Source organism: Streptomyces boetiae (genome assembly GCF_031845405.1).
GTDB classification, from domain to species: domain Bacteria; phylum Actinomycetota; class Actinomycetes; order Streptomycetales; family Streptomycetaceae; genus Streptomyces; species Streptomyces boetiae.
The window spans coordinates 1-24,734 of the sequence record NZ_JAVREN010000044.1; the positions used below are offsets into that span (position 1 = coordinate 1).

Consider the following 24,734-nt stretch of genomic DNA (forward strand, 5'->3'; position numbering starts at 1 on the left):
AAGTGGCCCTGTTCCGGCTGCTGGAGTCCTGGGGCGTGGAGCCCGCCGGAGACGGTGCTGATCACCGGGGGGACGGGGTACATCGGCGGGCAGGTGGCCCGCTGGCTCGCCTCCCGGGGCGCCACGCATCTCGTGCTGGCCGGACGGCGCGGCGAACAGGCCCCCGGCGCGGGGGAGGTGAGGGCCGAGCTGGAGGCCGCCGGGGCCCGCGTGACCCTCGCGGCCTGCGACGCCGCCGACCGGGACGCGCTGGCCGCCCTGCTGGAGGCCACCGCACCCCAGGCCGTCTTCCACGCCGCCGGAACCGACACCCCCACCCCCCTCGAAACCGCCACGCCCGAGGAACTGGCCCGCGTGCTCGCCGCCAAGGCCGAGGGCGCCCGCCACCTCCACGAGCTGTGCGCGGACCGGCCGTTGACCGCGTTCGTCCTCTTCTCCTCCGTCGCGGGCGTGTGGGGCGGCGGCGGTCAGGCCGCCTACGCCGCCGCCAACGCCTACCTCGACGCCCTCGCCGAACACCGCCGCGCCGCAGGGCTGCCCGCCACCTCCCTCGCCTGGGGACCCTGGGCCGGCGGCGGCATGGCCGCCCGCCCCGAGGCTGCCGCGCACCTGGCCCGCCGGGGCCTGCGCCCCCTGCCGCCCCGCGCCGCGCTCGCCGCCCTGGCCGACGCCCTCGGCCGCGAAGAGACGGCCGTCGCCGTCGCGGACGTCGCCTGGGAGCGCTTCGCGCCCGCCTTCACCGCCACCCGCCCCAGCCCCCTGCTCGACGGACTGCCCCGCGCCCGCGAGGCCCTGGCCGGACCGGGCGGGCCCAACGCCCCCGGCGCGGACGGCCGTTCGGGAGACCCGGCGGGCTCCGAGGCCGCCGCCCGGCTGCGCGCCGCCCTCGCCGAGGCCGAGCCCGAGGAACGAACGCGCGCCCTGGCCACGCTCGTGCGCGCCGAGGCCGCCGCCGCCCTCGGCCACCCCGGGCCCGAACGCGTCGACCCCGCCCTGCCGTTCCGCGACCTCGGCTTCGACTCGCTCACCGCCGTGGAGCTGCGCGACCGCCTCGCCGCCGCCACCGGCGTCCGCCTGCCCACCACCCTCGTCTTCGACCACCCCACCGCCCGGGACCTCGCCGCCCACCTCGACGGCCTCCTCCCCGGCCGGGCCGAGCAGGCCGCGACGCCTCCCGCCCCGGCCGCGAGCGGCGGCCCGGCCGAGCCCATCGCCATCGTCGCCATGGGCTGCCGCTACCCCGGCGGCGCCGACAGCCCCGAGGCGCTGTGGCGGCTGGTCGCCGAGGGCCGCGACGCCGTCGGCGGCTTCCCCGCCGACCGTGGCTGGGACCTCGACGGCCTCTACCACCCCGACCCCGAGCACCCCGGCACCAGCTACGCCAGGACCGGGGGCTTCCTGCACGACCTGCCCGCCTTCGACGCCGCGTTCTTCGGGATCTCCCCGCGCGAGGCCCTGGCCATGGACCCCCAGCAGCGGCTGCTGCTGGAGATCGCCTGGGAGGCGTTCGAGCGCGCCGGGCTCCCGCCCTCCGCCGTCCGGGGCAGCCGCAGCGGCGTCTTCGTCGGCACCGGCTACCAGGACTACGGCTCCCGCCTGGCCCACGCCCCCGCCGACCTGCACGGCTACCTCGGCACCGGCAACTCCGCCAGCGTCATCTCCGGTCGCCTCTCCTACACCCTCGGCCTCCAGGGCCCGGCCGTGACCGTGGACACGGCCTGCTCCTCCTCGCTGGTCGCCCTCCACCTGGCCGTGCAGGCGCTGCGCGGCGGGGAGTGCGACCTGGCCCTGGCCGGGGGCGTCACCGCCATGTCCACGCCCGCGACCTTCATCGAGACCTCCCGGCAGCGGGCGATCTCGCCCGACGGGCGCTGCAAGGCGTTCGCGGCGGCGGCCGACGGCACCGGCTGGGCCGAGGGCGCGGGCATCCTGCTGCTGGAACGCCTCTCCGACGCGCGCCGCAACGGCCACCCCGTGCTCGCCGTGGTCCGGGGCTCGGCCGTCAACCAGGACGGGGCCTCCAACGGCCTCACGGCGCCCAACGGCCCGGCGCAGGAACGCGTCATCCGCGCGGCCCTGGCCAACGCCCGCCTCACGCCCGCCGACATCGACGCGGTCGAGGCCCACGGCACCGGCACCACCTTGGGCGACCCCATCGAGGCGCACGCGCTGCTGGCCACCTACGGCGCCGAGCGCCCCGGCCCCGGACGGCCGCTGCTGCTGGGGTCGTTGAAGTCGAACATCGGGCACGCCCAGGCAGCGGCCGGAGTCGGCGGGGTCATCAAGATGGTGCAGGCGCTGCGTCACGGGCTGCTGCCGCGCACCCTGCACGTGGACCGGCCGAGCCCGCACGTGGACTGGGAGTCGGGCGCCGTCCGGCTGCTGACCGAGCCCGTCCGGTGGGAGGCGGACGGGGAACGCCCGCGCCGGGCCGGGATCTCCGCCTTCGGCATCAGCGGCACCAACGCCCACGCCATCGTGGAGGAGGCCCCGGCGGCGCCCGCCGGGGCCGGGGAGGACCAGGAGCCGGACGAGGCTGCGGACGGCGAGGCGCCGGCCCGCCGCCTGGACCCCGTGGCCGTGCCGCTCCCGCTGTCCGCCCGTTCGGCCCCCGCCCTGGCCGAACAGGCCGCCCGCCTCGCCGCGTTCCTCGCCCCCGCGACGGACGGGCCGGGCTCAACGGCCGCCCCCGCCCGGGCCGTTGAACCCGCCGCGCTCGCGCACGCGCTGGCCGCCACGCGCGGGGTCTTCGAGCACCGGGCCGTCGTCGTCGGCCGCGACCGGGGCGAACTCGCCGACCGGCTCAAGGCATTGGCTGCCGGGGAGCAGCCCGCGCGGACCGCGCGCGGCGTCGTCCCCGCCGGGGCGGCCGAGCGGCGGCCCGTGTTCGTCTTCCCCGGCCAGGGCTCCGAGTGGCCGGGGATGGCCCTGGGGCTGCTGGACGCCTCGCCCGCCTTCCGCGAGCGGATGGACGCCTGCGCCGAGGCCCTGCGCCCGCTCGGCGTCCCCCGCCCGCAGGACGTGCTGCGCGGCGCGCCCGGCGCCCCCGCGCTGGAGCACACCGACGTCATCCAGCCCGTGCTGTGGGCGGTGATGGTCTCCCTGGCCGGCCTGTGGACCGAGGCGGGCGTCGCCCCGGCCGCCGTCCTGGGCCACTCGCAGGGCGAGATCGCCGCCGCCTGCGTCGCGGGGGCGCTGAGCCTGGAGGACGCCGCCCTCGTCGTCGTCGCCCGCAGCGCGCTGATGCGCTCCCTCGCACTGTCCCCGGCCGACGGCGCCATGGCGGCCCTGTCCGTCTCGGCGGAGGAGGCCGCCGGACGCCTGGCCCCGCACGCCGGGCGGATCTCCCTGGCGGCCGTCAACGGACCGCGCTCCGTGGTGGTTTCGGGCGACGCCGAGGCGCTGGCCGAGCTGGCGGACCGGGCCCGCGCCGAGGGCGTTCGCGTGAAGACCATCACCGGCGTCGGCGCGGCCTCCCACAGCCACCACGTGGAGCCGCTGCGCGAGCGCCTGCTGGCGGACCTCGCCGGCCTAGCCCCCCGCGCGCCCCTCGTGCCGTTCCGTTCCACCGTCACCGGGGAGTGCGCCTCGGGCCCGCTGGGCGCGGAGTACTGGTGGCGCAACCTGCGCGACACCGTCCGCCTGGAGCCCGCCGTCCGGGCCCTGCTGGGCACCGGGCACACCGCCTTCGTGGAGATCAGCCCGCACCCCGTGCTCGCGCTGAGCATCCAGGAGACCGCAGGGGCCACGCGGGGGGCGGACCGGCCGAACGCCGTCGAGAGTGACGGCGGTTCGGAGCCGGTCGTGGTGGTGCCGACGCTGCGGCGCGGCGAGGGCGGCCCCGAGCGCTTCCTCGCCTCGCTCGGCGAGGCGCACGCCGGGGGCGTTCCCGTGGACTGGGCCGCGCTGTTCGCCGGCTGGCCCGCCGCCCCCGCGCTCCCGCCGCTGCCCACCTACCCCTTCCAGCGCCGCCGCTTCTGGCTGGAGGCCCAGCCCCCCGCACCCGGGGGCGCGCGGAACAGCCGGGACGGCGAACGCGGCGGCGAGGACGGGGAGTTCTGGGGGGACGTCGAGCGCGGCGACCTCGCCGCCCTGGCCGCCCGGCTGGGGCTGCCGCAGGACGCCACGCTCGCCACCGCCCTGCCCGCGCTCGCCGCCTGGCGCAAGGAACGCGAGGACGAGGCCGCCGCCGCGACCTGGCACCACCGCGTCGCCTGGCGCCCGCTGCCCGCCGGGCCCGCCCCGGTCCTGACCGGGCGCTGGGCCGTCGCGCACCCCGAGGGCGCCTCCGGGGGCCCCGTCCTCCGCGCGGTCCTCGCCGCCCTGGCCGCCCACGGCGCCGAGCCGCTGCCCCTGCCCGTGGCCCCCGGCGAGGACCGCGACGCCCTCGCCGCCCGGCTGCGGGCGGCCGGGGAGGCGCCCGCCGGGCTGATCGCCCTGCCAGCCCCGGACGAACGCCCGCTGCCGGGCCCCGCCGCCGCCCTCGCGCTGCTCCAGGCCGCCGGGGACGCCGGCTGGGCCGCGCCCCTGTGGTGCCTGACCCGGGGGGCGGTGTCCACCGGCCCGCAGGACGCGGTGACGCGTCCGGCGCAGGGGGAGCTGTGGGGCCTGGGGCGGGCGGCGGCCCTCGAACTGCCCGGCCGGTGGGGCGGGTTGGTGGATCTTCCGGAGGTCGTGGACGAGGAGGCGGGGCGGCGGCTGGTGGCCGTTCTGGCCTCGGGAACGGGCGAGGATCAGGTGGCGGTGCGGGCGGAGGGGACGTTCGCCCGCCGCATCGTGCCGGACGGCGACAGCGCCCGTGGCGCGGACGCCGGTTGGAGCCCGCCGGAGACGGTCCTGATCACCGGGGGGACGGGGTACATCGGAGGGCAGGTGGCGCGCTGGCTGGCCTCCCAGGGCGCGCGGCACCTGGTCCTCGCAGGCCGCCGGGGCGAAGCGGCCCCGGGCGCCGGGGAGTTGCGGGCCGAGCTGGAGGCGGCCGGGGCGCGGGTGACGTTCGCGGCCTGCGACGCGGCCGACCGGGGCGCGCTGGCCGCGCTGCTGGAGGCCACCGAGCCGCAGGCCGTCTTCCACGCCGCCGGCGCCGGCGGCGCCCCCGCCCTGCTGGAGCGCCTCACCCCCGCCGCCCTGGCCGAGGAGCTGGCCGCCAAGGCGGAGGGCGCCCGCCACCTCCACGAGCTGTGCCAGGGGCGGCCGTTGACCGCGTTCGTCCTCTTCTCCTCCGGCGCCTCGGCCTGGGGCAGCGGCGGCCAGGGCGCCTACGCCGCCGCCAACGCCTACCTCGACGCCCTCGCCGAACACCGCGCCGCCGCCGGGCTGCCCGCCACCTCCGTCGCCTGGGGACCCTGGGCCGGCGGCGGCATGGTGGACGAGGCCGGGGCCGCCCGCGCCGCCCGCCTGGGCCTGGGCCTCATGCCGCCCGCCCGCGCCCTCGCCGCCCTGCGCCGCGTCCTGACGGGCGGCCGGGTCACGGCGGTCGTCGCGCCCATCGACTGGGAGCGATTCGCGCCCGCCTTCACCGCCACCCGCCCCAGCCCCCTGCTCACCGGCGTCCCGGCCGCCGTCCGCGCCCTGCGCGCACCCGCCTCGCCCGGAACCCCCGACGGCGCCCGCGAGCCGGGCGAACCCGGCCCGGCCCGCCGCCTCGCCGCCCTCCCGCCCGCCGAACGCGCCCCGTACCTCGCGGAGTTCGTCTGCGCCCAGACCGCCGCCGTCCTCGGCCACGACACCCCCGAGGCCGTCGGGCCCCACGACAACTTCCTGGAACTGGGCTTCGACTCCCTCACCGCCCTCGAACTCCGCAAGCGCCTGGGCGCCGCCACCGGACGCGACCTGCCCGGCTCCCTGGCGTTCGACCACCCCACCCCGGCCCGGCTCGCCGCGCACCTCCACGCCCTCCTCGACCCCCCGACCGCCGCCCCCGCCGCCTCCGGGGACGGCGGCCCGGGCGAGGAGAGCCTGGCCGCGCTCTACCTGCGGGCCAACGAACGCGGCCGGCTGGGCGCCGCGCTCGACCTGGCCCGCAACGCCTCCCTGCTGCGCGACACCTTCGCCGACCCCGCCGAGGGCGCCGCCCTCATCGCCCCCCTGCGGCTGGCCCGCGGCCCCGCCCGGCCCCAACTGATCTGCGTGGCCGGGTACATGGCGCCCTCCGGGGTCCACCCCTACGCGCGGTTCGCCGCGGCCTTCGGCGGGCGGCGCGAGGTGTGGGCGCTGCCGCTGCCCGGGTTCGCGCCCGGGCAGCCGCTGCCCGAGAGCGTCGCCGCGCTGGCCGCCGCCGAGGCCGAGGCCCTGCGCCGGGCCCTCGGCGCGGATCAACCGGTCGTGCTGGCCGGGTACTCGGCCGGCGGCTGGGTCGCCCAGGCCGTGGCCGCCGCCCTGCTGGACCTGGGGCGGCCGGTCCGGGGCGTGGTGATGATCGACTCCTTCAGCCGCCGCGTTCCGCTGGAGGGCCGCTTCGCCGCGGCCACCGTCCGCGGGCAGCTCGACCGCATCGAGGTCACCCCGGGCCTGAGCGCCCACATCAGCGCGATGGGCGGCTACTTGCGGGCCTTCGACGGCTACGACCCGCCGGGCGCCGTTCCCACACTCGCCCTCCGGGCCGCAGACTGGCGGGGAGACGCGTCGCCCGGCGCGGACGGCGCGGTCGGCTCGGAAGGCTCGGAAGGCGACGACCGGCCGCCGCCGCCCGAGCTGGCCGGCTCGGTCGTGACCGTGCCCGGAGACCACTACACGCTGATGGAGGACCACGCCCCCGCCGCGGCAGCCGCGGTCGAGGCATGGCTGACGGGCCCAGGCCCCCAGGGAAGGAGCACCACCCGATGACTGACCCGACCGACGACGCCTCACGGTGGGTCCGCCGCTACCACGCCCGGCCGGACGCCGCCGTCCGCCTCGTCTGCCTGCCGCACGCGGGCGGCTCGGCCAGCTTCTTCTTCCCCTTCTCCCGCGCGCTCCCGGCGGACCTGGAGGCCGTGGCCGTCCAGTACCCGGGGCGGCAGGACCGGCACGCCGAGCCCCTGATCCCGGCCGTTCCCGAACTCGCGGACGCCGTCTACGCGGCGCTGCTGCCGTGGGCCGACCGGCCGCTGGCGTTCTTCGGCCACAGCATGGGCGCCATCCTCGCCTTCGAGGTCGCCCGCCGCTTCGAGCGGGAGAAGGGCCTGGTCGCCGCGGCCCTGTTCGCCTCCGGGCGGCGCGGGCCGACGACGCACCGGGACGAGCGGGTCCACGAGCGCGACGACCAGGGCCTGCTGGACGAGCTGCGCTCCCTCAGCGGCACGGACAGCCAGGTCCTGGGCGACGAGGAGCTGCTGCGGATGGTGCTGCCCGCCATCCGCTCCGACTACCGCGCCATCGAGACGTACGCCTACCGTCCGGGCCCGCCGCTGCGCTGCCCCGTCCACGTCCTGACCGGCGACACGGACCCCAAGGTCACCGCCCCCGAGGCCGCGGCCTGGTCCGAGGTCACCACCCACCCCGCCCGCGTCCACACCTACCCCGGCGGCCACTTCTTCCTCACCACCCACCAGGCCGCGATCCGGGCCCTGGTGACGGACACACTGCGCGCGGGCCTGGCCACCGGCACGTGACGCGCCCGCCCGGCTCAGGCCCCGGCCGCCGCCGGCCGGGGCCTGAGCCACACCTTCCGCCCGGGGGCCGCACTCACAGGAGGCGGTCGGCCTCCCTGGTCGCGCCGAGCTGACTGGTTCCGTCCCGCCGAAGAGAGGCTATCGGGGGACTGCAAACCTCGGGCACGCCACGTCGCCAGCGGGGTCCAGTGCGGGGCGGTCCGTCCAATGGCCTCCGGCCCTACCACGGCGGGGAGCCGAGGAGATGGGAGCCCGCATGCTCGAAATCACGGGTAACTGCGACGGCTTCATCGACTTGCCGAGAGAGCTGGGAGAGGACCTGATCGGGATCGTAAAGACGCTTCCTGTCTGGAATATGGACGGCGTCTTCCTGGAAGATTCCACGATGGAACAGTACCGGGCCGCACTTGATTCGGCTCCGCTCTTCGATGAATTTCAGGGCCGCCTTCTCTCCATGCTCGGCGGGGCGGCTGGTGGATACGCCGTGGTGCACCTGCGAAGCATCGCTCAGGTGCTGGGGATCGGCGACGACTTTCTGCGCTTGGTTACGGCGATTCTCGCCGGAGTGGCGATCCCTTTCCAGCCTTTCCGGCGATGGCCGCTGTGGAAAGAGATCGGGACCAATCTCAATGCCGGTTCGTGGAGCTCGCCAACGACGTGAACAGCCACATGCCTGACTATGTGGTGCGACGGCTAACGGAGGCTTTCCATACGCGTCGGATGGCGGTTAGGGGATCTCGCGTCCTGCTGCTCGGCCCGGCCTACAAGGCCGGCACCTCCGACGCCCGCGAGTCTCCGTCGGCACGTGTAGCTGAACTGCTGCTCGACCTCGGGGCCACGGCGCGCGGCGCGGACCCGTACGTCGGGGACGACTTCCGCGCCGACGCACGCCTCATCCGAGTAGCAGCGACCGCAGAGGAGGTCGCGGGGTCCGACGCCGTGGTCCCGCTCACGGACCATACGGCATTCGGCTACGACACGATCCTCGAGCGCGCGCCGTATGTGCTCGACTGCCGGGACCGGCTGTCCGGTGCCAACGTCGATGTTCTGCAAGGGCCGTCGCCGGTGGTGGAGGCCGCCCCGGCAAGGGGCCTTCATCGGGAGGCAGGCCGTCGCGACATCCGCGTGCGAGGATGGGGCGCGTGAACAGGGGAAGCGTCGTGCGCGGTCGGGTGGGCCTGTGGGCCGCCCGGGGCATAGTGCCGCGCGGCGTTTGCTGTTGAGGCCGACGCCGCGTTTCTGACCGCCGTCGCGAATCCCCTCTTCGATCCGCCGCCCCCCGCCGGGGCGTTGCGCTTCCCAATCCCCCTTCAGGAGACCGAGTTGAGAACTCCCGCACGCCTGCTTTCGCGGGCCGGCGCCCTCGGCGCGGCCCTCGTGCTCGCGGCCACCGCCACGGCCGTCGCGGACCCCGGGGCCCGCGCCCGCGAGGACGTCGCCGTCGAGTGGTTCGACGTCACCGCCGAGACGCTGAGCGCGGCCGGCGCCCCCACCCAGATCACCAACAGCCGCACCTGGGCGATCGGCTGGACCGCCGCCACCCGCGCCCTGGGCCGCGGCGACTCCGCCGCCTACCAGGACGCGGCCGTGGCCGGCGCCGTGCACCACACCCTCGTCACCCTCGTGCCCGCTCGCGAGGCCGAGCTGGACGCGGAGCTGGCGGCCACCCTGGAGCGCGTCCCCGACGGCAGCGCCGAGGACCGGGGCCTGGCCGCCGGGCGCGAGGAGGCCGCCGCCCTCCTCGCCGAACGCGAGGGCGACGGCCTCGACCCCACCTCCGTCGGCGTCCCCTTCGCCGCCCCCCAGTCCGCCCCCGGCGTGTGGCAGCCCACCCCGCCCGCCTTCGGACCCGGGCTCCAGGCCGGGAACCGCGACGCCCGGCCGTTCCTGCTGGAGAGCCCCGACCAGTACCGCCTGGCCCCTCCGCCCGCTCTCGGCTCCGAGCGGTACGAGCGCGACCTGGCAGAGGTCCGCGACTACGGCGCGGCCGACTCCGCCGTGCGCTCCCCGCGGCAGACCGAGACCGCGACGTTCTGGTACGGCTCCTCCTACACGCTGTACACCACCCCGCTGCGGGTGGCGCTGACCCGCTCGCGCGCCTCGCTGCCCGAACGGGCCGCGCTGCTCGCCCTGTTCCACGTGGCGTCGGTGGACACCCAGATCGCGACCTCCGACAGCAAGTACGCCTATTTGCGCTGGCGCCCGGTCACCGCCCTGCGGGCGGGCGGGGACGCCGGGTGGACCCCGCTGCACGTCACGCCCTCCCACCCCGACTACCCGAGCGGGCACGGGACTTACTCCGGCGCCGCCGAGGGCGTTCTCACCGCGCTCGTCGGCCCGCGCACCGCGCCGTTCGAGCTGACCAGCCCCACCGCGCCGGGCGTCACCCGGGCCTACACCACCTGGCGGCAGATGTCGCAGGAGAACATCGACGCCCGCGTCTGGTCCGGCATCCACACCCGGGCCGCCGACGAGGCAGGCGTCGAACTCGGCCTGGACGTGGCCGCGCACACCCTGCGCCACGCCCACGAGCTGTTCCGGTGACAGCCCCCGCGGCGCGCCGGGTGTCCTTCCCCGGCGCGCCGCCCCCACCTCGACCTGCGCGGGCCCCTTCGCGAGGGCGGTGGGCGCGGCGCCGGCGGGCGCGGGGCGCCCGGCGGCGCCGGTGCTCATCAGCCGTTCTCCGCTCCCGCGGTGTCGCCCGCGGCCTCGGTCGCGCCGGCCGCAACCGACTCGTACCGGCGGTCCCCCAGCAGCCCGGCCTCGAACGGCTCCTCGCCCCGGAGGGCGGCGAGCGCACACGTCCAGCGCCCCGCCCCGGAACGCCTCGGAGCACTCGGGGCCGCCGCTGAGCTCCGCCCATGCGACGGTGAACGACAGCTCCTCGATCAGCCCGGACAGCTCCCGGGCGAACGCCGACGGGCGGCCGGCGCGCGGCGTGCGCGGGCGCCCGGGGGACGGCGGGGAAAGGGGGGAACGCGAGGGTGAGGCGGCCGGTCATCGACAGATCGCGGTGGCGACGCGCACCAGGTCGACGGCGCGTCGCCGGGTGAACCTCACGGTGCTCCGCATGCCGCGAACGAAGCGAGCGCGTGTGCGAACGGTCGAGGCCGCTCCGGGTTTCTTCGCGGCCCTGTCATCCCGCGCAACAGGGCTTCGCGCAGCCGTCGTTCACGGGCCCGCCGTCCAGCCGCAGGCGGTAGCGGACGTAGGTGGGGAAGGCCGCCGCCGGCCGGAACCCCAGGCGTTGCAGCAGCGCCGCGCCCCGGTCGTTGCCGTGCGCCAGCCCCGCCAGGACCTCCGCCGCCCCCAGCGCCGCGCGGGCGTGCGCATACAGCGCCGAACAGGCCGCCGTGGCATAGCCGTTGCCGGTGTGCGGCAGGCCCAGCCACCAGGACGTCCCCCAGCTCGGCGGGTCCACCGCGACCAGGTCGGCGCGCCCTATCAGCCGCCCGCACAGCCGCAGCCCGTACCGCAGGTCGCCCCCCGGCTCCTCCGCCAAGTGCCGCTCCACCCAGGCGAGATCGGCTTGCCGCGCCTCGGGCAGCGCGCCGTGCCGCGCCAGGTGCGCCCGGCTGCCCTCCACCAGCGCGAAGTACTCGGCGGCGTCCTTGACCGTCAGCTCGCGCAGCACCAGCCCCGGCACCGCGGTGGCCAGGTCGGGGACCTCGCCGCCTGCGGCGGGGCTCATGGTCTGTCCGTGCGGGGCGGCGACGGCTGCCGCAGCCGGACCTCCTCGACCACTACGACGTCAAGCACGACCTGGGGCACCTTTCGGGACGGGGACGGCGGCGGGCCGTCCGCGCGCATGCTAAGCGCGGCTCAGGCGCCCCGCGTGCCCCGTACGCGAAATTCTTCCCCGGGTGTCAACGCGCGGGAAACGCTTGCGCATGCGCCTCCACCCACTGCCGGAAGGTGCGCGGCGGGCGCCCGGTGACGCGTTCCACCGCCGGGAAGACCACCGACTCGTCCAGCGTCCCGTCCAGGTGGAACTGCGCGAACGCCTCCGCGTACGCGGCCGGGAAGGACGCGGCCAGGTCCGCGCGGGCCTCCTCGGGCCCCAGCTCCTCGCAGCGCAGGTCGCGGCCGAGGACCTCGCCGAGGAGGGCGGTCTGCTCGGCGCCCCGCAGGGACTCGGGCCCGGTCAGGTGGTGCACCAGGCCGGCGTACTCCTCGCCGTCCAGCAGCGCGCGCACGGCCACGGCCTGCGGGAGCGACGCCGAGGACGAGGGCGGGGACGCCAACGGCGAGGCCGGCGGTGGCGGGCAGGGCTCCGGCGAGCACGCGGCGGCGGGCCACGAGGCCGAGAGCGTCGGGTACTTCGCCTCCCCGGACCCCGGCTCGGTGAACACCTTCTGGATCGAGGGCCCCGAGGGGCTGATCGTCATCGACGCGCAGCGCTCCCTCACCGACGCCCGCGCCGCCGTCGCGGCCATCGAGGAGGACACGGACCTGCCCGTCGCCGCCGTCCTGCTCACCCACCCGCACCCCGACCACGTCGGCGGAGTCGGCGTGTTCACCGAGGCGTTCCCCGAGGCGCGGGTCTACTCCTCGCAGGAGACGCGGGAGTTCATGCGCGAGGACCCGCTGGGCTTCTACGAGCTGACCCGGAGCCTGCCCGGCTCCGACTACGCCGAGGAACTCACCCTGCCCGAGTGGCTGGTGACTCCCGGCGGGCAGCTCGACCTGGCCGGAGTCCACCTGGAGTCCGCCCAGTTCGGGCCCGGCGAGTCGGTGACCACCACCGTCTTCTACGAGCCGGACTCCGGTGCCCTGTTCGCCGGGGACCTGGTCGGCAACGAGGTCACGCCCGCGCTGATCGAGGGCGAGACCTGCGGCTGGCTGGCCGATCTGCGCCACCTGGAGCACGAGTTCCACGAGGCCACGGTCCTCTACCCCGGGCACGGCGAGCCCGGCGACCCCCACGAGTTGATCGAGGCGCAGCGGCATTACCTGGAGGAGATCCGCCACCTGGTGCTGCCCACCGTCCGCGAGAGCTCGCCCGGCGGCGCGGCGCTGACCGAGGCCGAGACCGAGGAGCTGGTCGCCGAACTCACCGAGGCGTACCCGGATCACCGGCCGGTGGCCACGCTGCCCGACCTGCACGCGGTGAACGTCGAGGCCGTCGCGGCGGAGCTGCGCGAGGCGCCCGCCGGGCAGAGCTGCCACTGACGCCACTCCGGCCACGGCCAACGTCCGTTGTGGGCACGGCCGTTGACCCCCGCCCCGCCCCGGGTGGATGCCGTGCGCAGGCAGTGTCCGTACCGGGAACGCGTTGTGACCGAACCGGGTCACCCGGGGCGTTGCCCGGTGGCACACTGCTGGTCAGGAGCACGGCACGCCGGGGGAACGGCCCCGGCGGGGCGGGCGTGACCACCGGGACCGCAGGGGGCGGCGATGACGGGATCGGGCACTTCGGGCGACGGGCACGCGGGCAGACCCGGCGGGCCCTGGACCGTACCGGGCTACACCGAGGTCCAGCAGCTCGGCGGGGGCGGCGGCGGGCGCGTGGTGATCGCGGTCCACGAGGCCACCGGCCAGTCCGTCGCGATCAAGTACCTCAACGACCGGCTGCTGAACGACACCGGATTCCGCGCCGCATTCCGCACGGAGGCCCAGGTGCTCGGCGGCCTGGCCACCCCGTACATCGCCCACCTCTACGAGTACGTCGAGTCGCCCTCCGGCGCCGCGATCGTCATGGAGCTGGTGCCCGGCGTGGCGCTCAGCGCGCTGCTGCGGCAAGAGGGCCGCACCGGGCCCGAGGCCGCGCTGGTCGTCCTCAAGGGCTCGCTGCTCGCGCTCTCGGCCGCGCACGGGGCGGGGGTGGTCCACCGCGACTACAAGCCGGACAACGTCATGATCACCGAGGACGGCTCCTCGCGGCTGATCGACTTCGGCATCGCCCGCCGCAGCGGCGACGGCACCCACGGGGACGGCACCCCGCCCTACATGGCGCCCGAGCAGTGGACCGGCGGCCCGGCCGACGTCGCCACCGACGTCTACGCCGCCACCGTCACCTTCTACGAATGCCTCACCGGCGAACGGCCGTTCGCGGGCGAGAACCTGCTGGAGCTGGCCCGCCAGCACATCGAGGACCCGGTGCCCGTGGCGCCGGTGCCCGAGCCGGTCCGCGGCCTGGTGCTGCGCGGCCTGGCCAAGTCCCCGGCCGAACGCCCGGCGGACGCCGCCGCGTTCCTCGCCGAGCTGGAGCGGGTGGCGGGCGCCGCGTACGGGGCCGGCTGGGAGGAGCGCGGGCGGCGCGGGCTCGCCGCGCTGGCCGCCCTGCTGCCGCTGCTGATCCCGCGCTCCGCCGCGCCGCCGGCCGGCGGCACGTCCCTGGCGCTGACCCGGCTGCCGGAGCCGCCGCCCGGGACGGTCCCGGTCCGCGACGGCACCAGCCTGGTCGTCACGCTGGCCGCGCTGGTGGTCGGCGTGCTGGTGGTCGCGGCCACGCTCGTGCCCGGCTGGGCGGGGGAGAGCGGCACGCGCGCCGAGGCCACGACCGCGCCCACGCAGGAGGACGGCGGGCCCGGCGGGGGCCGGGAGGGCGGCTCGGGGGACGACGGCGGCGAGGCCAACGACACCGCGGGCGACGGCGGTTCGAGTGACGGCGGGGAGGCGGACGGCGCGGAGGCGGACGGCGCGGACGGGGGCGCGGACGGCGGCACCACCGACGGCTCGGCGGACGGCTCGACCGCCGGCCGAGGAGGCAACGGCGGCCCCGGCGGCGCCACGACGGACGGCTCCGGGGACAGCGCGGGGGACAACGCCGGCGACAGCACGGGTGAGAGCGGCGGGGCCGGCGACGGCAACGGGGGCGACACGGACGGGGAGAACGAGGGTTCCGACGAGGGCGCCAACGACGGGGACTCCTCCGCCACCGACCCGCCCCCGCCGCCCGCCGAGCTGGCCTCCCTGCTGATCACCGACATGTGGACGGTCTGGGAGCGCGGCTGCGAGTGCTGGGTCGCCTACGCCTCCGTCGAGCAGGAGGTCGAAGGAACCGGCTCCGTGGAGATAGCCGCGAACTGGTACGGCATCGACAGCCCCACGGACCCGGGCGTCGCCTACCACTACGGCGGCTGGGTGGGCGGCAGCGACTCCTACACCGTGACGTTCGAGAGGCTGGAGGACTACTGCCACTACGCCTTCCGGCTGGAGGTGTACCCCGTCAACGACCCGGAGGGGCCCAGCTCCTCGCACTGGGTGGAGTGGGGGTGCCCGCGATGAGCGGCAGCGGCCCGGCCCGCCCCGAGGACTGGCCCGACCCGGACCGGCAGGAGACGTTACACCTCCCGGCGGGGGGCCAGGACCCCGATCCCTACAGCGCCACCGTCCTGGACGGCGGCCCCTGGTCCCCCTCGGACGAACGCACGATCACCGGCCCCGGGCCCCAGGCCCCCGCCGCGCCCGGCCCCACCCTGCGCGAGGGCGCCGTCCTCCGCTTCGGCCCCGGCGTCCCCGCGCCGGCGGCCCCCGGCTGGCCGGTGCCGGCCCCTGCGCGCCCCCGCCGCCGGGGCCTGCTGCTGCGCCGCTACGGCCTGGCGCTGGTGGTGCTCGTGGCCGTCGCCCTGTTCGTGCTCTGGCAGCGCGGCGGCCCCGGCGTCACCGTGACGGGTGTCCGCGTGCTGACACCGCCCGCCCCCGCGTGCGGCGGCACGGCCGACGTGACCGGCCTGGTCTCCACGGACGGCAACCCCGGAACGATCCGCTACCGCTGGGTGCGCAGCGACGGCACCACCTCCCAGACCCTGGAGGAGCGCGTCACCCGCGGCCAGCGCGAGGCCGAACTCCACCTCCTGTGGCGCTTCGAGGGCGAGGGCACCATCCGCGCCACCGCCGAACTCCACCTCCTCACCCCCACCCCCGCCTCGGCCACGACCACCTTCACCTACACCTGCCCCTGAACGCCCGCCCCGGGCGCCGGGCGTACGATCCCCCGCATGAAGGTGATCGTCATCGGAGCCACCGGCACCCTGGGCCGCGCCGTGGTCAGGGCCCTGGAGCCGCGGCACGAGGTGGTCGGGGCCTCCCGCGGCGGACCCGTCGCCGTGGATCTGGAGCGCCCGGCCACGCTGGACGCCCTGTTCGCGACCGTGCCCGGCGCCGACGCCGTGGTCTGCTGCGCGGCCTCCGGCCCGCTGGTGCCGCTGGAGACCGTCTCCGACGAGGAGTTCGCCGCCGGGCTCGGCGGGAAGCTGCTGGGCCAGGCCGCGCTGGTGCGCCGCGCCGCGCGCCACCTCAACGACGGCGGCTCCATCACCCTCACCGGCGGCACCTTCTCCGAGCCCCTGGCGGGCGGCTCGCTGGGCGCCCTGGTCAACGGCGGCCTGGAGGGGTTCGTGCGGAACGCCGCCGCAGAGCTGCCGCGCGGCCTGCGGCTGAACCTCGTCAGCCCCGGCTGGATCAGCGAGACCCTGGAGTCCCTGGGCGCCGACCCGGTCGGCGGCACCCCCGCCGCGGACGTGGCCCGCGCCTACGCCGAGCTGGTCGAGGGTGGCGCGCGCGGCGTCAACCTCGTTCCCGGGCACGCCCGCTGAGGCCCGCGACGCCCGATTGACCCCCTTCCGAGGCGTCGTTACGGTCGGGCCGCATGAGGTTTCTGCGGTTCAGTGACGGGGTGGCGAGCCGGGTCGGGGTGCTTGCCGAGGGGGGTGAGGTGGTGCGGGTCGTCGAGGGGGCCGGGGATCTGCTGCCGTTGATTCAGGCGGGGGAGGGGGAGTTGCGGGCCGCGGGGGAGGCGGCGCTGCGCGGCGGGGCCGCGGTGGAGGCGGCCGGGGTGACGCCGCTGGCGCCGGTCGGGACGCCGCCGACCGTGCGGGACTTCTACGCCTTCGAGCAGCACGTCGCGGCCGGGCGGGCCAGCCGCGGGCAGGCCGTTCACCCGGACTGGTACGAGCTGCCGGTGTTCTACTTCTCCAGCCCGTACGCCGTCACCGGCTGCGGCGAGGTGCCGATGACGCCGGGAACGGCCGCCTTCGACTTCGAGCTGGAGGTGGCCGCGATCGTGGGGCGCGGCGGGCGGGACCTGACGCCCGAGGAGGGCGAGGCCGCCGTCCTGGGGTACTGCGTGATGAACGACTTCAGCGGCCGGGACGTCCAGCGGCGCGAGATGCGGCAGGGCATGGGCCCGGTCAAGGGCAAGGACACCGCCACCGCGCTGGGCCCCTGGCTGGTCACCAAGGACGAGCTGGCCGGGCACCGCGAGGGCACCGGCTACCGCCTGGCCATGACCTGCGAGGTGAACGGCGTGCGGTACTCCGAGGACCTGTGGTCGCGGGTGTACTGGTCCTTCGGCGAGATGATCGCCTACGCCTCGCGCGGCGCCGAGGTGCGGCCGGGCGACGTCATCGGCTCGGGCACCTGCGGCACCGGCTGCATCCTGGAGCTGTCCGCCACGCACGGCCCGGAGCGCTACCCCTGGCTGAAGCCGGGCGACGAGGTCGTGGCCGCTATCGAGGGCCTGGGCGCTCTGCGGAACACCGTGACCGAGGGCGTTCCCCCGGTCCCGCTGCGCCCCTGAACGCCCGGCCCCCGTTCGGCCCCGGGCCCCGCCGCGGAGCCGCGCTCAGCCGTGGTGCACGGGGCAGCCCGTCGGCGCCGCCTCCGCCGGCCCCTCCCCGGCCGTGTCCTCGCCCGTGTCCCCGGGGCCCGGCGCGTGGTCCCGGTCCGGGCCCTCCGCCGGCCGGCGCGGGGAGCGCCGGGTGAGCGTGAGGGTGAAGTCCTCGGGCATCAGGGTGAGCCGCTCGGCGATCTTCAGGCGGTAGTCGGCGTGGTCGTGCAGCTCGTAGCGGCGCAGCAGCAGGCCCAGGACCAGCGTGGCCTCGTGCAGCGCGAACTGGCGGCCGATGCAGGCGCGTTCGCCCGTCCCGAAGGGCTTGAACGTGTGGGCCGGGCGCGCCCGGACCCGCTCGGGCAGGAAGCGGTCGGGGTCGAAGCGCTCCACGTCCTGGCCCCACACCTCCTTGTCCCGGTGCAGCGCGGGGACCAGCACCAGCGCCGAGGCCCCCTTGCGCATGGGGTAACGCCCGCCCAGCACCGTGTCCGCGCGTGCGGCCCGCGTGTAGGCGGGGGCCGTGGGCCACAGGCGCAGCGCCTCGTCCAGCACGCGGCGGACGTACCGCAGCTTGCTGACCTGCTCGTAGGTGGGGTCGCCGTCGGGGCCCCAGACCCGGTCCACCTCCTCGCGGGCGCGGGCCTGGATCTCGGGGTGCTTGGCCAGGTAGTACAGCGCGAAGGACAGCGCGCCGGAGGTCGTCTCGTGGCCCGCGACCAGGAAGGTGATCACCTGGTACCGGATGTTGACCGGGTCCAGGCGCTCTCCGGTGCCGGGCTGCTCGGTGTTGAGCATCAGGCCGAGCAGGTCGTCGGTGCGGGAGTCGCCGCTGTCCACCCGCTCGCGGATCACCCGGTCCACGGTGGCGTTGAGGAACTCGCTGTGCGCGGAGAAGCTCTCCAGCTTGCGGCGGGCCAGCCGCTGCCCGATCAGCGGCAGCGTGGCCACGCGGAGCTGGAGCACGGAGGTCAGCCCAGCGACCATCGCGGTGACGAACGGGTGCGGCTCGGAGCGTTCGAAGGAGCCGAAGTCGTAGCCGAAGCCGGTGTGCGCGATGGTCTCCAGCGTCAGCTTCGTCATGTCGCCGGGCACGTCGGCCGCGCTGCCGCGCTGGGCGTGCCCGTCCCACACGCCCATCAGGCGGTGGGCCATGGCGAGCATCGTCGGGTGGTACCGCACCATCGACTCGCGGGTGAAGGCGGGGGCGAGGATGTCGTGCGCGCGCTGCCAGTTGGGCTCGTTGCCGTACGCCGTGAACAGGCCGTCGCCGCCGACCAGGCGCAGGCTCTGCACGGCCATCGTCACGTACTTCAGGAAGCGTGACTCGTCCGACAGCTCGGCCACCAGCTCGCCGCCCGAGACGAAGACGATCTCCGCGCCGAAGATCTTGCGCCGGTAGATGGGGCCCAGCTCGCGGGCCAGCCGCATCGTGTCCTGGACGGGCGTGGACAGCGAGGCGCCGATGACGTCCCCCAGCACCGGGACGCGGTACCGGGGGTGCGGAATGCGGTCCAGCTCCGGCCATCGGCGGGCCGGGGTGCGGAGTGTGGTCGCCATGAGGTGCTCCCGGTCCCGGGCTACGGGACTATTGAACTCGATTCAGTAGTGCCTTCAGCAGGGTGCAACTTGTGCGACTCGGTGTCAAGAGCGTGCGCCCGGGTGGCGGCCCGCGCCGGGTGTTCGCGCCCGCGCCCGCCGTTCACGACCGCGCCGGCGCCGGGCGTTCGCGCCCGCGCCCGCCCCCTGCTCCGGCGTGCGGCCGATCCGGAACGATTCCGTTTACGCCCCGTGCGCTCGGGCAAGTGAACCCTCGTGCTTCGGACAGCAGGCACGCCCGCGGGAGCCCCTATGGCTGCACGCGGAGCGATGCCGGTGCTGTCCGGGCGAGCGCTCCCGCGGTGAAGACCATCCGACACCGAGAGGGAGTGACAGACCATGCCGCCCACACGCGTGACGAGGTCCCGCCGCAAGCACCCGCACCACGACGCCCCCGACACCGGGGCAGCCTTCGCGCGGATGGCCGCGCTGGAGGACGGGCCCGAACGCGACGCGCTCCAGGACGAGATCGTCCGCGCCTGGATGCCGATGGCCGCCCGCCTCGCCCGCCAGTTCCGCAACCGCGGGGAGAACCTGGAGGACCTGGAGCAGGTCGCCCACGTCGGGCTCATCAAGGCCGTGCGCCGCTACGACCCCTCCCTCGGCAGCGCGTTCGAGAGCTACGCCGTGCCGACCATCGTCGGCGAGATCAAGCGCCACTTCCGCGACCACCTCTGGGGCATGCACGTCCCGCGCCGGGTCCAGGAGCTGCGCAACCGCGTCCGCGCCGCCAGCCACGAACTCTCCCACACCCTCGACGGCCGCCGCCCCAGCGCCGAGGAGCTGGCCCGGCACGCCAACATGACGCCGAAGGAGGCACAGGCCGGCCTGGAGGCGATGAACTCCTACACCGTCCTTTCGCTGGACGCCGAGCTGTCCGGGGCCCCCGAGGGCGGCTACTCCCTGATGGACACCCTCGGCACCGAGGAGCCGGCCTACGAGCGGGTCGTGATGCGCGAGTCCGTCCGCACCCGGCTGCGCGAGCTGCCCGAGCGCGAGCGGCAGATCCTCTACCTGCGCTTCTTCAAGGGAATGACCCAGAGCACCATAGCCAAGCACGTCGGCATCTCCCAGATGCACGTCTCCCGGCTGCTCAACCGCACGTGCTCGCGCCTGCGTGAACAGGTGGAGGCGGGCGGTGCAGGATGATCCGCATGCCGAGGCCGAGGCACCAGGCGGGCAGGCCGCCGCGGGTGCGCAACGAGACGCCGCCCGAGCGGGACGACCGCAACTTCGTGGAGCTGCTCCAGGAGCTGCGCGTCACCCAGAACGGCGTGCAGATCCTCTTCGCCTTCCTGCTCACCCTCGCGTTCACCGAGCGCTTCCGGGACCTGGACGACATCCAGCGCGCCACCTACGTCACCACCCTGGTGCTCGCCATGACGGCCACCGTGCTGTTCACCTCTCCCGCCGCACTGCACCGGATGCTGTTCCGGCGGGGCATGAAACGCCAGGTGGTGGAGGTCTCCTCGCGCCTGGCCACCGTGGGCCTGGGGGTGCTGGCCTTGGCCCTGGCCGGGGCGCTGCTGCTGGTGGTGGACGTGGTCCTGGGGCGGGCGGCCGGCATCGGCATCTCCGTGGGCGCCTTCGGCCTGTGCGCCGCCCTGTGGGGCCTGCTGCCCCGCGTGCTCAGGAAGCGCGGATGGCCAGTGCGATATGGCGCGACATCCGCTCCATCGCGCTCGCCTCGGCCAGCTCGAAAGCAGGCCGACTCCCCGTACGGAGCAGCGTGACGACGCCGAGGACGGTTCCCGATGGCAGCTTCAGCGGCATGCACAGCAAGGAGGAGGCCCCGGTCAGCGCCAGCAGGGGAACGCCCTCGGCGGTCGCGCCGAGAACCAGCGGCTCCTCCGGGCGTATCTGAAGGGCGGAGGCGCCGGCCCGCGCCGCCTCGGCGACCACCGGGGCGGCGGCGGGATCCTGCGCGCCGAACTCCCCCGCGACGTCCTCCCGGCCGCCGTCCCGGTCCGCCTCGGGCGGGCCGAGGACGGCGACCCGCCGCAGCGGTCCCCCGCCCGGCGTGGCCCGGTCGCCTATCACCCAGTCCGCGAACCGCCCGTGCAGCAGGCGGCAGGCCCGCTCCAGCGGCGTCAGGTCCTCGCCCTCCGGCCCGGCCGCGGCCAGCAGCGTGGTCGCCATGTCGTCGACCAGGTCCATCAGCGCCACCTGGCCGCTGATCGGCCGCGGGTCGGGCTGCCCGGCGCCGTCCGCGCCCTCGGCCGGGCCCGGCGCCCGCGCCGGGAGCGCCGCCGCGCCCGAGGCCGCCATCGGCTGGCACACCGCGAGCACCGCCGTGCGGCGGTGCCCCGGCGGCCGGACGGCGGCCAGCGTCACCCACAGGTGCTCCGGCTCTCCGGGGTCCCCGGCGCCCTCCCCCGGCACGCCCATCAGCTCGACGGCCAGGCTGCGGCTGCCCTCGTTGCGCGCGACGGCGGCGACCTGACTGCGGAACGCCGCGCGCCCCTCGTGCGCGAAGGAGGCGGTGATCGGCCGCCCGGCCGCGTATCCGGCCCGTAGGCCGAAGAGCTGGCTGGCGGCGAAGTTGAGGCGGCTTACCACGGCGTCCCGGTCCAGCAGGACGACGGGGAGCGGCAGCCGCTGGAAGACCGCGCGAAGCAAGTGCTGCTCCCTCGAATCGGCGGGCCGCGCGGCGCGTCGCTGCTCGGCGGCGAGCTTCTCCCATCGCGGCCACAACACGTCGGACACAAACTGCAATTCGAAAAGGGCGGCGTCGAGAACGGCCGGCCCCGCACCGCCCGGCAGGGTCCGGGAGGCGCGCAGCTCCGCCACTCGGTGACGGAAGTCCGTCAGCTCGGTGCCAAACTCCTCCGCATCGGCCATGGGTCGCACAGTATCCGTAATCCGTGGTCAGCCGCACACCCGTTCGCAGTTTCCGCACCGGACCTCCGGGCAGGCGAGCCGCATGACCGACCGCATCACGCCGCCCGCCGATGTTCCGCCGCGCGCCCTCGTCCGGCTGGCCGAGGAGGCCGCGCGGTGCGCCCCCGACTCCTGCGGCGCCGCCGCGACGGTGGCCCTCGCCCCCGCGGACCCCGCCGCCCGCGCCCCGCTCTCCGCCGTGCTGGAGACCGAGCCGGCCACGGCCGTCACCCACCCCGACCTCGCGCCGCTCGTCGCCGTGCAGTGGGAGGCCGGGGACGGCCCGATCCCGGCCGCCGTCCGCAGCGGCGAGCCTGCCGCCGCCGACGACCTGCTGGCCGACCGCCGCTGGCCCGCCTACCGCGCCATGGCCCTCAACGCCGGCGTGCGCTCCAGCGCGACCCTGCCCTTCCGCCACCAGGACCTGACCGTGACCGTCACCGTCTGCGGCTTCCGCCCCGGCGTGCTGGACGACCGCAGCCGCTCCCTGGCCTCCCTCGTCGGCGACCTGGCCGCCAGCACCCTGGCCGACGCCCACGCGCTGGAACAGGTCCGCACCGAGGCCGCCCAGCTCGACGTGGCCCTGCGCTCCCGCCCCGTGATCGACCAGGCCTGCGGCATCCTCATGCACCTGCTCGGCTGCGACGCCGAAACCGCCTTCGACCTCCTGCGCCGCCGCTCCCAGCGCACGAACAGCCGCCTCTCCGACCTGGCCGAGGCGGTGGTCCGCACCCGCGGGCGCGGCGTCGGCCCCCAGCTCACCCGCGAGGCCCGGGCCGCCCGCCAGGCGGACCCGGCGCCCCCGTCCCCGGCCCGAGCGCCGGGCCCCGACGCCCGGCCCGCCGCGACGGCCCCGCCGCGCCGGTGATGTGCGCGGTGCGGCCACGCACACGATGTGCGCGGCGCGGCCACTGACGCGCGCGGTGCCGCCGCGCACGCGACGCGCGGCCTCGTCGGGCCCCCGACGCGCGGCCTCGCTCCGCCCGTGGCCCGGCGGCGGCACCGCGCCGGGCCCGGACGCGCACGACCCGCCGTGCCGTCGGCGGCAACGCTGTCGGCAGGCACGCGCATCACCGCCGGAAGGCGTGCGCCTCGGCGCGCCCCCGCGGGCACGCGGCGCCGCCGCCCGGCCGCGGGCGGCATTGCTGCCGGCAGGCATACGCATCACCGTCCGCGGGCGCGCGTGAGCGCGCCCGCGGCGGGTACCCGGGGAGTCCGCAGCGCGCGCGGTGGTCCTCACCGCGGGTGGACGCGAGACCCCACGGAGGTACGCATGAGCCGGTCCCGGATCGTGATCGTCGGGGCGGGATTCGCCGGCTACCGGGCCGCCCGGATCCTCTCCCGCACGGCGCGGGAGGACGCCGAGGTCGTCGTCCTGAACCCCACCGACTACTTCCTGTACCTGCCGCTGCTGCCGCAGGTCACCGCCGGAATCCTGGAGCCGCGCCGCGTCACGGTCTCCCTGACAGGCACGCTGCCCCATGCCCGCCTCGTGCTGGGCGAGGCCCACGGCGTGGACCTCGACGCCCGCCGCGTTCGGTACACCGACCCCGAGGACCGGCCCGGGGAGCTGGAGTACGACACGCTGATCCTGTCGGTGGGCAGCGTCAGCCGGCTGCTGCCCATCCCCGGCGTGGCCGAGCACGCCCACGGCTTCCGCGGGCTGCCCGAGGCCCTGTACCTGCGCGACCACATCGTGCGCCAGCTCGAACTGGCCGCCCACGCCACCGACCCCGACGAACGCCGCGCCCGCTCCACCTTCGTGGTCGTCGGCGCCGGCTACACCGGCACCGAACTGGCCGCCCACGGCGCGATGTTCGCCGACTCCATCGTCCGCAAGCAGCGCGGCGCGCACCTTGAGCCGCGCTGGATGCTGCTGGACATCGCCCCCCGCGTCCTGCCCGAGCTGGACCAGCGCCTCTCCCGCACCGCCGACCGCGTGCTGCGCCGCCGGGGCGTGGACGTGCGCACCGGCATGTCGGTCAAGGAGGCCAAGCACGACGGGGTCCTGCTCGACGACGGCGAGTTCGTGCCCAGCCGCAGCCTCATCTGGTGCGTCGGCGTCCGGCCCGACCCGCTGGTCTCCGACATGGGCCTGCCCACGGAACGCGGCCGGCTGTGCGTGGACAAGTACCTCACCATCCCCGGCCACCCGGAGGTGCTCGCCTGCGGCGACGCGGCGGCCGTGCCCGACCTGACCCGGCCGGGCCAGTTCACGCCGATGACCGCGCAGCACGCCTGGCGGCAGGGCCGGGTGGCCGCCCGCAACGTCGCCGCGCGGCTCGGACACGGCTCGCCCATGGCGTACGAGCACCACGACCGCGGCTTCGCCGTGGACCTCGGCGGCGTCCAGGCCGCGGCCAACCCGCTCCACATCCCGCTCTCCGGCCCGCTGGCCGGGGCCGTCACCCGCGGCTACCACCTGCTGACCATGCCGGGCAACCGCGTGCGGGTCGCCGCCGACTGGCTGCTGGAGGCCGGGCTGCCGCGGCAGGCCGTTCAGCTCGGCATGGTCCGCGCCGGCTCGGTCCCCCTGGACACGGCCTCCCCGGAGCTGGTGCGCACCCCGCGCGACTGACCGCTCGGCCGGCGTGAGCGCGGCCGTTCAACCTCAGGAGCATTGAACAGGAGCCTCAGGAGCCCGGCTCGGCCCGGCTGATGTCCGCCAGGGCCGAGTCGGGCTCCGCGGCCCGCGCCACGTCCCCGATGCTCACCACCCCGACCATCCCCCCGCCGTCCACGACCGGGAGCCGCCGCACCGCGTGCGTGCGCATCAGCCGCGCCGCCGTCTCCAGGTCGTCCTCCGGACCCACGCACACCGGGTTGCGCGTGCACACCGCCTGGCAGCTCACCGTCAGCGGGTCCAGGCCCTCCGCGACGGCCCGCACCGTGATGTCCCGGTCGGTGATGACGCCCAGCAGCACGCCGTCCTCGGCCACGAGCACGTCGCCGATGTCCTGCGCGCGCATCAGCTGCGCGGCCTCGACCAGGGAGGCGTCCGGGTGCAGGGCCGCGACCTGACGGGCCATCACTTCTCTTACCAATGTGGCCATGGCCGTCCGCCCTTCCCTCCTTCTGGGGCCGAGGTTACCGCTTACCCCCGCGTAGGG

General features: G+C 76.4%; 19 protein-coding genes and 1 pseudogene. 14 read left to right on the forward strand and 6 right to left on the reverse strand.

The features are described 5' to 3' along the window. Positions 1-36 precede the first annotated feature (36 nt). The 5 genes and pseudogenes from RM780_RS22410 to RM780_RS22430 form a co-directional block, all read left to right on the forward strand. A pseudogene (locus RM780_RS22410) lies at positions 37-6,825 on the forward strand (type I polyketide synthase); the annotation flags it as partial. Next, positions 6,822-7,592 (forward strand): thioesterase II family protein, encoded by a 771-nt coding sequence (locus RM780_RS22415; protein ID WP_311632653.1) that lies wholly within the window; start codon positions 6,822-6,824, stop codon positions 7,590-7,592. The pseudogene RM780_RS22410 and the gene RM780_RS22415, both read left to right, overlap by 4 nt. Positions 7,593-7,848: 256 nt before the next feature. Next, complete coding sequence (locus RM780_RS22420) at positions 7,849-8,253, forward strand: hypothetical protein (RefSeq protein WP_311632654.1); 405 nt, start codon at positions 7,849-7,851, stop codon at positions 8,251-8,253. After that, the gene (locus RM780_RS22425) at positions 8,232-8,738 is read left to right on the forward strand and encodes a UDP binding domain-containing protein (RefSeq protein ID WP_311632655.1); all 507 of its coding nucleotides are present in this window, start codon (positions 8,232-8,234) and stop codon (positions 8,736-8,738) included. Before RM780_RS22420 ends, RM780_RS22425 begins: the two co-directional genes overlap by 22 nt. 177 nt (positions 8,739-8,915) lie before the next feature. Next, positions 8,916-10,136 (forward strand): vanadium-dependent haloperoxidase, encoded by a 1,221-nt coding sequence (locus RM780_RS22430; protein WP_311632656.1) that lies wholly within the window; start codon positions 8,916-8,918, stop codon positions 10,134-10,136. Between the two features lie 453 nt (positions 10,137-10,589). Here the strand turns inward: RM780_RS22430 and RM780_RS27900 are convergent, their stop codons facing one another. The 3 genes from RM780_RS27900 to RM780_RS22440 form a co-directional block, all read right to left on the reverse strand. Next, the gene (locus RM780_RS27900; protein WP_394813054.1) at positions 10,590-10,664 is read right to left on the reverse strand and encodes a putative leader peptide; all 75 of its coding nucleotides are present in this window, start codon (positions 10,662-10,664) and stop codon (positions 10,590-10,592) included. A 64-nt stretch (positions 10,665-10,728) separates the two neighbouring features. Continuing rightward, entirely contained in the window at positions 10,729-11,283 is a 555-nt protein-coding gene (locus RM780_RS22435; RefSeq protein ID WP_311632657.1) for a GNAT family N-acetyltransferase, read from the reverse strand. A gap of 175 nt (positions 11,284-11,458) precedes the next feature. Beyond that, entirely contained in the window at positions 11,459-11,980 is a 522-nt protein-coding gene (locus RM780_RS22440) for a Rossmann-fold NAD(P)-binding domain-containing protein (RefSeq protein ID WP_311632658.1), read from the reverse strand. On the opposite strand from RM780_RS22440, the gene RM780_RS22445 reads away from it, so the two are divergent. The 5 genes from RM780_RS22445 to RM780_RS22465 all read left to right on the forward strand — a co-directional run bounded on the left by RM780_RS22445 (position 11,937) and on the right by RM780_RS22465 (position 17,115). After that, positions 11,937-12,764 (forward strand): MBL fold metallo-hydrolase, encoded by an 828-nt coding sequence (locus tag RM780_RS22445; protein WP_311632659.1) that lies wholly within the window; start codon positions 11,937-11,939, stop codon positions 12,762-12,764. The two genes, RM780_RS22440 and RM780_RS22445, sit on opposite strands and share 44 nt — an antisense overlap. A 225-nt stretch (positions 12,765-12,989) precedes the next feature. Beyond that, the gene (locus RM780_RS22450) at positions 12,990-14,822 is read left to right on the forward strand and encodes a serine/threonine-protein kinase (protein WP_311632660.1); all 1,833 of its coding nucleotides are present in this window, start codon (positions 12,990-12,992) and stop codon (positions 14,820-14,822) included. Then, complete coding sequence (locus RM780_RS22455) at positions 14,819-15,499, forward strand: hypothetical protein (protein ID WP_311632661.1); 681 nt, start codon at positions 14,819-14,821, stop codon at positions 15,497-15,499. Before RM780_RS22450 ends, RM780_RS22455 begins: the two co-directional genes overlap by 4 nt. Before the next feature lie 36 nt (positions 15,500-15,535). After that, positions 15,536-16,132 (forward strand): short chain dehydrogenase, encoded by a 597-nt coding sequence (locus RM780_RS22460; protein ID WP_311632662.1) that lies wholly within the window; start codon positions 15,536-15,538, stop codon positions 16,130-16,132. A gap of 53 nt (positions 16,133-16,185) precedes the next feature. After that, on the forward strand, positions 16,186-17,115 hold the full coding sequence (locus tag RM780_RS22465; protein WP_311632663.1) for a fumarylacetoacetate hydrolase family protein: 930 nt from the start codon (positions 16,186-16,188) through the stop codon (positions 17,113-17,115). A gap of 45 nt (positions 17,116-17,160) precedes the next feature. Here RM780_RS22465 and RM780_RS22470 read toward each other — a convergent pair whose 3' ends face one another. After that, positions 17,161-18,705: a cytochrome P450 gene (locus RM780_RS22470; RefSeq protein WP_311632664.1), complete on the reverse strand. Its 1,545-nt coding sequence runs from the start codon at positions 18,703-18,705 to the stop codon at positions 17,161-17,163. Between the two features lie 378 nt (positions 18,706-19,083). On the opposite strand from RM780_RS22470, the gene RM780_RS22475 reads away from it, so the two are divergent. Continuing rightward, entirely contained in the window at positions 19,084-19,893 is an 810-nt protein-coding gene (locus tag RM780_RS22475) for an RNA polymerase sigma factor SigF (protein ID WP_311632665.1), read from the forward strand. 5 nt (positions 19,894-19,898) lie between these two features. Next, complete coding sequence (locus RM780_RS22480; protein WP_311632666.1) at positions 19,899-20,477, forward strand: DUF6328 family protein; 579 nt, start codon at positions 19,899-19,901, stop codon at positions 20,475-20,477. On the opposite strand, the gene RM780_RS22485 is transcribed toward RM780_RS22480, so the two are convergent. Further along, on the reverse strand, positions 20,374-21,585 hold the full coding sequence (locus RM780_RS22485; RefSeq protein WP_311632667.1) for a PAS domain-containing protein: 1,212 nt from the start codon (positions 21,583-21,585) through the stop codon (positions 20,374-20,376). The two genes, RM780_RS22480 and RM780_RS22485, sit on opposite strands and share 104 nt — an antisense overlap. 82 nt (positions 21,586-21,667) lie before the next feature. Between RM780_RS22485 and RM780_RS22490 the strand changes: the two genes are divergently transcribed. Beyond that, complete coding sequence (locus tag RM780_RS22490; RefSeq protein ID WP_311632668.1) at positions 21,668-22,492, forward strand: ANTAR domain-containing response regulator; 825 nt, start codon at positions 21,668-21,670, stop codon at positions 22,490-22,492. Between the two features lie 405 nt (positions 22,493-22,897). After that, a complete protein-coding gene (locus RM780_RS22495) occupies positions 22,898-24,202 on the forward strand; it encodes an NAD(P)/FAD-dependent oxidoreductase (RefSeq protein WP_311632669.1) in 1,305 nt (434 codons plus the stop codon). Between the two features lie 55 nt (positions 24,203-24,257). Here the strand turns inward: RM780_RS22495 and RM780_RS22500 are convergent, their stop codons facing one another. Next, on the reverse strand, positions 24,258-24,677 hold the full coding sequence (locus RM780_RS22500) for a CBS domain-containing protein (protein ID WP_311632670.1): 420 nt from the start codon (positions 24,675-24,677) through the stop codon (positions 24,258-24,260). Positions 24,678-24,734: the final 57 nt, after the last annotated feature.

Excerpts from the sequence above, each read along its gene's own strand:
- RM780_RS22415 (WP_311632653.1), top strand. The coding sequence starts at position 6,822 with ATGACTGACCCGACCGACGACGCCTCACGGTGGGTCCGCCGCTACCAC.
- RM780_RS22420 (WP_311632654.1), top strand. The coding sequence starts at position 7,849 with ATGCTCGAAATCACGGGTAACTGCGACGGCTTCATCGACTTGCCGAGA.
- RM780_RS22435 (WP_311632657.1), bottom strand. The coding sequence starts at position 11,283 with ATGAGCCCCGCCGCAGGCGGCGAGGTCCCCGACCTGGCCACCGCGGTG.
- RM780_RS22440 (WP_311632658.1), bottom strand. The coding sequence starts at position 11,980 with ATGACGATCAGCCCCTCGGGGCCCTCGATCCAGAAGGTGTTCACCGAG.
- RM780_RS22450 (WP_311632660.1), top strand. The coding sequence starts at position 12,990 with ATGACGGGATCGGGCACTTCGGGCGACGGGCACGCGGGCAGACCCGGC.
- RM780_RS22455 (WP_311632661.1), top strand. The coding sequence starts at position 14,819 with ATGAGCGGCAGCGGCCCGGCCCGCCCCGAGGACTGGCCCGACCCGGAC.
- RM780_RS22460 (WP_311632662.1), top strand. The coding sequence starts at position 15,536 with ATGAAGGTGATCGTCATCGGAGCCACCGGCACCCTGGGCCGCGCCGTG.
- RM780_RS22465 (WP_311632663.1), top strand. The coding sequence starts at position 16,186 with ATGAGGTTTCTGCGGTTCAGTGACGGGGTGGCGAGCCGGGTCGGGGTG.
- RM780_RS22470 (WP_311632664.1), bottom strand. The coding sequence starts at position 18,705 with ATGGCGACCACACTCCGCACCCCGGCCCGCCGATGGCCGGAGCTGGAC.
- RM780_RS22475 (WP_311632665.1), top strand. The coding sequence starts at position 19,084 with ATGCCGCCCACACGCGTGACGAGGTCCCGCCGCAAGCACCCGCACCAC.
- RM780_RS22480 (WP_311632666.1), top strand. The coding sequence starts at position 19,899 with ATGCCGAGGCCGAGGCACCAGGCGGGCAGGCCGCCGCGGGTGCGCAAC.
- RM780_RS22485 (WP_311632667.1), bottom strand. The coding sequence starts at position 21,585 with ATGGCCGATGCGGAGGAGTTTGGCACCGAGCTGACGGACTTCCGTCAC.
- RM780_RS22490 (WP_311632668.1), top strand. The coding sequence starts at position 21,668 with ATGACCGACCGCATCACGCCGCCCGCCGATGTTCCGCCGCGCGCCCTC.
- RM780_RS22495 (WP_311632669.1), top strand. The coding sequence starts at position 22,898 with ATGAGCCGGTCCCGGATCGTGATCGTCGGGGCGGGATTCGCCGGCTAC.
- RM780_RS22500 (WP_311632670.1), bottom strand. The coding sequence starts at position 24,677 with ATGGCCACATTGGTAAGAGAAGTGATGGCCCGTCAGGTCGCGGCCCTG.